The sequence below is a fragment of the Sanguibacter sp. 25GB23B1 genome, assembly GCF_040012415.1.
Taxonomy (GTDB): domain Bacteria; phylum Actinomycetota; class Actinomycetes; order Actinomycetales; family Cellulomonadaceae; genus Sanguibacter.
Genome location: NZ_JBDYKL010000063.1, coordinates 1 through 6301, shown reverse-complemented (window position 1 = coordinate 6301; position 6301 = coordinate 1). Strand labels below are relative to the sequence as shown.

The 6301-nt window shown below is 68.1% G+C and carries 6 protein-coding genes; 3 read left to right on the top strand and 3 right to left on the bottom strand.

The features are described from left to right. Positions 1-119 precede the first annotated feature (119 nt). The 3 genes from trxA (at position 120) to ABKW26_RS19900 (ending at position 2896) form a co-directional block, all read left to right on the top strand. Positions 120-512, top strand: coding sequence for a thioredoxin (trxA, locus tag ABKW26_RS19910; RefSeq protein ID WP_348595828.1), 393 nt, complete (start codon positions 120-122; stop codon positions 510-512). Positions 513-623: 111 nt separating this feature from the next. Continuing rightward, entirely contained in the window at positions 624-1934 is a 1311-nt protein-coding gene (locus ABKW26_RS19905) for a PLP-dependent aminotransferase family protein (protein ID WP_348595827.1), read from the top strand. Beyond that, entirely contained in the window at positions 1931-2896 is a 966-nt protein-coding gene (locus tag ABKW26_RS19900; protein ID WP_348595826.1) for a D-alanine--D-alanine ligase, read from the top strand. The genes ABKW26_RS19905 and ABKW26_RS19900 overlap by 4 nt, the downstream gene beginning before the upstream one ends. Positions 2897-2917: 21 nt before the next feature. Here ABKW26_RS19900 and ABKW26_RS19895 read toward each other — a convergent pair whose 3' ends face one another. The 3 genes from ABKW26_RS19895 to rsmG form a co-directional block, all read right to left on the bottom strand. Beyond that, positions 2918-4078 carry a ParB/RepB/Spo0J family partition protein gene (locus tag ABKW26_RS19895; protein ID WP_348595825.1) on the bottom strand — a complete coding sequence of 387 codons (1161 nt, stop codon included), beginning with the start codon at positions 4076-4078 and terminating at the stop codon, positions 2918-2920. 120 nt (positions 4079-4198) lie between these two features. After that, positions 4199-5131, bottom strand: coding sequence for a ParA family protein (locus ABKW26_RS19890; protein ID WP_348595829.1), 933 nt, complete (start codon positions 5129-5131; stop codon positions 4199-4201). Between the two features lie 431 nt (positions 5132-5562). Continuing rightward, entirely contained in the window at positions 5563-6195 is a 633-nt protein-coding gene (gene rsmG, locus ABKW26_RS19885) for a 16S rRNA (guanine(527)-N(7))-methyltransferase RsmG (protein ID WP_348595824.1), read from the bottom strand. Positions 6196-6301 lie beyond the last annotated feature (106 nt).

The following is a 6301-nucleotide window of genomic DNA, read 5'->3' as shown; positions in this document are numbered from 1 at the left end:
CAGGCCATCACCGCCGCCGGATCCGGCTGCGCCGCGGCCATCGACGCCCAGAACTACCTCGGCGACCTCGTCCACGAGACCGCCTCACCCACCCACATCGTCGACGCCCTGGAGGCACTGTGAGCACCACAACCGTCGTCGTCACAGACGACACGTTCAAGACCGAGGTCCTCGAGTCGGAGATCCCCGTCCTCGTCGACTTCTGGGCCGAGTGGTGCGGGCCGTGCCGCATGGTCGCGCCCGTCCTCGAAGAGATCGCCGCCGACTACGCCGGACGCCTGAAGATCGCGAAGGTCGACATCGAGGAGAACCCTCAGGTGACGTCCGCCTACGGCATCGTCTCGATCCCGCTCCTCAACGTCTACCGCGGCGGCGAGGTCGTCAAGTCGATCCTCGGTGCGCGGCCCAAGCGCGCACTCGTCGAGGAGATCGAGCAGATCCTCGCTGAGCACGCGGAGGCACCTGTCGCAGCACAGCTCGAGAACCTCGAGTCGGCCGAACCGACCGACTGAGACGTCCACCCAGCACCTGCTCCACCTGCGCCCGGCGCACGAGGACGCGACCCCGCCCAGGGGTCGCGTCCTTCACACTTTCCCCCGACGCCCCGTGCGAGACTAGGCGACGTGACTTCCGCGACCCCACCCACCCCGGGAAACCGGCTGGATCCATGGTTCGGTGCGTACGCTCAGCGCGCGCACAACATGCGTGCGTCCGAGGTCCGGGCTCTCTTCGCGGTCGTCAACCGCCCCGAGGTGGTCTCGCTCGCCGGTGGCATGCCGAACCTCGCCGGGCTCCCCCTCGACGCGATCGCCGAGACGATGCAGCGCGTCATCGCCACGCAGGGCCTCTCCGCGCTCCAGTACGGCTCCGGACAGGGCCACGAGGCTCTACGAGAGCAGATCCTCAGCGTCATGGCCCTCGAGGGCATCTCAGCCCACCCGGACGATGTCGTGGTCACCACCGGCTCCCAGCAGGCTCTCGACCTCGTCACCAGGATCTTCATCGACCCAGGTGACGTCATCGTCGCTGAGGCGCCCTCCTACGTCGGCGCCCTGGGTGTCTTCCGCTCCTACGAGGCTGACGTCGTGCACGTCCCGATGGACGCGCACGGACTCATCCCCGAGGCGCTCGAGTCGACGCTGGCCTCTCTTGCGCGGGACGGTCGGCGGGTCAAGCTCCTGTACACGATCCCGACCTTCCACAACCCGGGCGGCGTCACCCTCAGCCTCGAGCGACGGCCGCGGATCCTCGAGATCGCCCAGCGCCACGGCGTCCTGCTCGTCGAGGACAACCCGTACGGTCTCCTCGGCTTCGGCGGCGATCCCGTGCCCGCCATCCGTTCGCTCGACGAGGACGGTGTCCTCTATCTCGGGTCCTTCTCGAAGACGTTCGCGCCAGGTTTTCGTGTCGGGTGGGTCGTCGCACCGCACGCCGTCCGCGAGAAGCTCGTGCTCGCATCCGAGTCCGCGATCCTCTGCCCCTCCAACGCCTCCCAGATGGCGATCTCCGCCTACCTGTCGACGAGCGACTGGAAGGGCCAGATCAAGGCGTTCCAGGAGATGTACCGCGACCGACGGGACGCGATGGTGTCCTCGCTCGCGGAGCACCTCCCCGACGCGTCCTGGACCGTCCCGGACGGTGGCTTCTACACGTGGGTCAAGCTCCCTCCCGGGCTCGACTCGAAGTCGATGCTCCCTCGAGCCGTCACCGGCCGGGTCGCCTACGTCCCGGGTACTGCCTTCTTCGCCGACGGTACGGGCGCCGACCACATGCGGCTCTCCTACTGCTACCCCACCCCCGAACGCATCCGCGAGGGAGTACGCCGCCTCGCGTCGGTCATCAACGCCGAGCGCGAGCTCGTCGAGATCTTCGGCACGAGCCCGATGCTCGACGACGTGACCGACACCGACAACCCAGGACCGGACGTCGCATGAGCCAGCACCCCCGGGTGGTCATCCTGTCGGGTGGCCTCTCTCACGAGAGGGACGTGTCCCTCCGCTCCGGACGACGCGTCGCGGAGGCCCTGCGCTCCGCGAATGCCGAGGTCACGGTGCACGACGTCGATGCCGACCTGCTGCCGCTTCTCGACGAGGTGCGACCGGACGTCGTCTGGCCGATCCTTCACGGCGCGAGCGGCGAGGACGGCTCCGTGCGGGACGTCCTCGGCCTCCTGTCCGTCCCCTACGTCGGCACTGGCCCACGATCGAGCCGCGTGGCCTGGAACAAGCCGGTCGCCAAGTCGGTCGTCGCGCGGGCCGGGCTCGCCACGCCCGACTACGTCACGCTCCCCCAGACGCTCTTCCGCGACCTCGGCGCCCGGGCCGTCCTCGACGCGGTCGTCGAGAACCTCGGTCTCCCGCTGGTCGTCAAGCCCGCGAGCGGCGGTTCTGCCCTCGGGGTGACGGTCGTCTCGGTGCGCTCCGAGCTTGCGCAGGCGATGGTCGCCTGTTTCGCCTACGGCGACGTGGCACTCATCGAGAAGGCCGTCTCCGGCACCGAGATCGCAGTCTCCGTCATCGAGACCGCTGACGGACCGCAGGCACTGCCCGCTGTCGAGATCGTCACCGACGGTGCTTACGACTACGACGCGCGCTACAACCCCGGCCGCACCGAGTACTTCGCGCCGGCCCGTCTCTCCGGGCCGGACGCGGCGCACGTCGGTGAGGTCGCCGTCCAGGCGCACCTCGCTCTCGGCCTGCGACACCTCTCCCGCACGGACCTCATCCTGCGGCCCGACGGCACCGCGGAGTTCCTCGAGGTCAACGTCGCGCCCGGCATGACGGAGACGTCCCTGCTCCCCCAGGCTGCGCTGGCGGGAGGGCACTCCCTGCCGTCGCTCTACCTCTCCATCGTCACGAGGGCGCGGTCGACGGACTCGAGCGCGTTCCCCGGCTGAACTCGCCGCCGGCGTCCGCGTCTACTTCTTGAAGAGTCCAGAGTCCTCGGGGGCCATGACGCTGAGGATGCGGTTGAGGTCCTCGACCGAGGCGAACTCGACGGTGAGCTTGCCCTTGGTCTTTCCGAGATCGACCTTGACGCGCGTCTCGAACCGGTCCGAGAGCCGCGACGCAAGGTCTTCGATCGCCTGGATCTTGCCACCGGCGCGTGGCCTCTTGACCTGCTTCTTCTCCTGATCCAGCCCACCGAGCGCGACGATCTCCTCTGTCGCGCGCACGGAGATCCCCTCGGCGACGATCCTCTGCGCGAGGCGCTCGATCTCTGCACCATCGGAGAGTCCGAGGAGAGCTCGGGCATGACCTGCGGAGAGCACCCCTGCAGCGACGCGTCGCTGGACCAGCGGCGGCAGTCGCAGGAGCCGGAGCGTGTTCGAGATCTGCGGACGTGACCGAGAGATGCGGCTCGCGAGCTCTTCGTGCGTGCAGCCGAAGTCGTCGAGCAGCTGCCGGTAGGCCGCCGCCTCCTCGAGCGGGTTGAGGTCGCTGCGGTGGAGGTTCTCCAGGAGCGCGTCCCGCAGCAGGTCGGCATCCTCCGTCTCACGGATGATCGCCGGGATGGTCGTGAGGCCGGCCTCTTGGCTGGCGCGCCACCGGCGCTCCCCCATGATCAGCTCGTAACCGTCGCTGTCCTTCGACGGACGCACGACGATCGGCTGCAGGACTCCGATCTCACGGATCGATCCGACAAGCTCAGCGAGGTCGTTCTCGTCGAAGGCCGTCCGCGGTTGCCGCGCGTTCGGGCGGATGCTCTGGACATCGAGCTCGGCGAAGCTCGCACCGGGCACCGGGACGAGCTCCGTCGAGGGTGCCGTGCCGGTAGCAGCCTCATATGTTTCACGTGAAACAGAGTCGATGAGGAACGGCCGATCGAGCGCCTTGACGGCAGGCGGTGCGGCTGAGGTGTCCGTCGGGAGTCCTTGAGCGTCCTCCGGGGAACCGTCGGCCGCGACGCTCTCGGGGCTCGAGCTCGCCTCCTGCTCCGGGGACTCGACGAGCTCCTTCACCGCAGTACCCGTGCCGGCGCCGTTCGGGAAGAACACGTCGACAGGACGCCTGCCCTCGGAGGCCGAAGGGATCAAGGCTCCCAGTCCACGGCCGAGACCGCGACGCTTCTCACTCACTGTGCTTCCTTTCGATACCGATCATCCGCGCAGCGAGCAGCTGTCCGATGCCCTCTGACGGGAACCGTGCCTGCTCGTGCGCCGCGTTCATTGTGGCACCGACACGGTTCCACGCCCGGCTCATCTGCGTGCGGCGCGTTCGGAGAGCTCGCGCGCGGCTTCCCGATACGCCAGGGCGCCTGTCGAGCTCGGCTCGTAGGAGATGACAGTCTGACCATGGCTCGGCGCTTCAGACACCCGCACGGACCTCGGGATCGACGTCTGCAGAGTCTGGTCGGGGAAGTGCTCTCGCACCTCGGACGCGACCTGCTGGGCGAGGTTCGTCCGTGAGTCGTACATCGTCAGCAGGATGGTCGACACGTGCAGCTCGGGGTTGAGGTGCGCCTGGATGAGCTGGATCGTCTTCAGGAGCTGGCTGAGCCCTTCGAGCGCGTAGTACTCGCACTGGATGGGGATGAGGACCTCGCGTCCGGTGACGAAGGCGTTCACGGTCAGCAGCCCGAGGCTCGGCGGACAGTCGACGAGGACGTAGTCGATGCGCGGCTCTCCGGCCGCGTCACGCTGAGCGAGGTAGACGTCGAGCGCACGCCTGAGGCGTGTTTCACGTGAAACCAAGGAAACGAGCTCGATCTCGGCTCCGGAGAGATCGATCGTCGCGGGGACGCACAGCAGAGTCGGGAAGTCAGGACACCGCTGGACGGCCTCGGCGAGGGGTGCGCCCTCGACAAGGACCTCGTAGACGGACGGCACGCCGGACCTGTGGTCGATGCCGAGCGCGGTGGACGCGTTCCCCTGCGGATCGTTGTCGATGACGAGGACGTTCAGGCCACCTTGCGCAAGGCTCGCGGCCATGTTGACCGTGGTCGTCGTCTTCCCGACGCCGCCCTTCTGGTTGGCGACGGTGATGATCCTCGTCGTCTCCGGACGGGCGAAGCGGTGCCCCTGGAGGGACACACGACGGCGGGTGTCCTCAGCAAGCTGCGCGGCGAGCGGTGTCGTCTCGTCCCCGGATGGCAGGCTCTCGAGGATCTCGCGGGTGTGGGTGTCACGCACCCATGTTTCACGTGGAACATCGAGGTTCAACCGATACGTCGGGTCACCAGGGTGCTGCGGGCTCGTGCCTGCTGCGGACGTCGTGGACACGCGCGTCTCCTCCACACTGCTTCCTCTCGATCACGTGCACACATGTCGCGTGTGTCGTGCGGCGGCACGCCTCGGGCGACCTCGGTCGTGCTCGTCCGTCGTCTGGCCGCGACCTGCTCCCGCGACCGTCGTCCGGACGTCCTCGCTGGTCCCGTGAGCGTCTGGTGTCAACGCTCTCCGGGCCACGCTCTTCTCGGACGTCGGACCGACCGACGCCAGGACAACACTACGTGGCTCTCGCCCGTGGCTCCGACCGCCACGCACGGATCGATCGACCAAGAGCCGGGCCCTCGTCTCCGCGCGCACACATGCCGGCCGTTTCACGTGAAACATGGGTGCGATCAGCCGCCTGTACGGACACTCCGCAGCACGGTCGTCGGTTCGGCACCTTCGATGGTGCGGGCCTCGAGGATCTCCGGCTCGGACATCTTGAACTTCTTGAGCACCTTGCGTGCCGGAGCGATCTCGTCGACCACACCACGCCCCTTGAGGATGACGAGCTGGCCTCCTCGTCCCAGGAAGGGGAGCGACCATCGAGCGAGCTTGTCCAGAGGCGCGACGGCCCGCGACGTCACCACATCGGCCTCGAACGCATCGTGGAACTCCTCGGCGCGCCCCCGCTTGATCTCGACGTTGGTGAGCTCGAGCTTCTCCGTCATCTCGGCGAGCCACACGCACCGCCGTTCCATCGGCTCGACGAGCACCACCGACGTGCCCGGGAGCATCGCTGCGATCACGAGGCCGGGCAGGCCGGCGCCTGAGCCGATGTCGACGATCGAGCCCGTCGTCGGCAAGAAGGGGACGAGCGCTGCGGAGTTGAGGATGTGCCTCTCCCAGATCCGCCCGACCTCCCGAGGTCCGATGAGCCCACGGGTCTCGCCCTGGGACTCGAGCTCGTGGGCGAATGTTGCGAGCGTCGGGAAGGCGTCCGCAAAGTACTCGCGCAACGCGTCGTGCGACAGCTGCTCGTCCACTGTTCTCCTCTGTCGAAGGTCGCGACTGCTCGGTGAGCAGACGACTCCGCCGGATTCGACCTCGGTGCCCGGAGCGCTCCCGCTCAGGCGTCCGACGCCGTCCTGC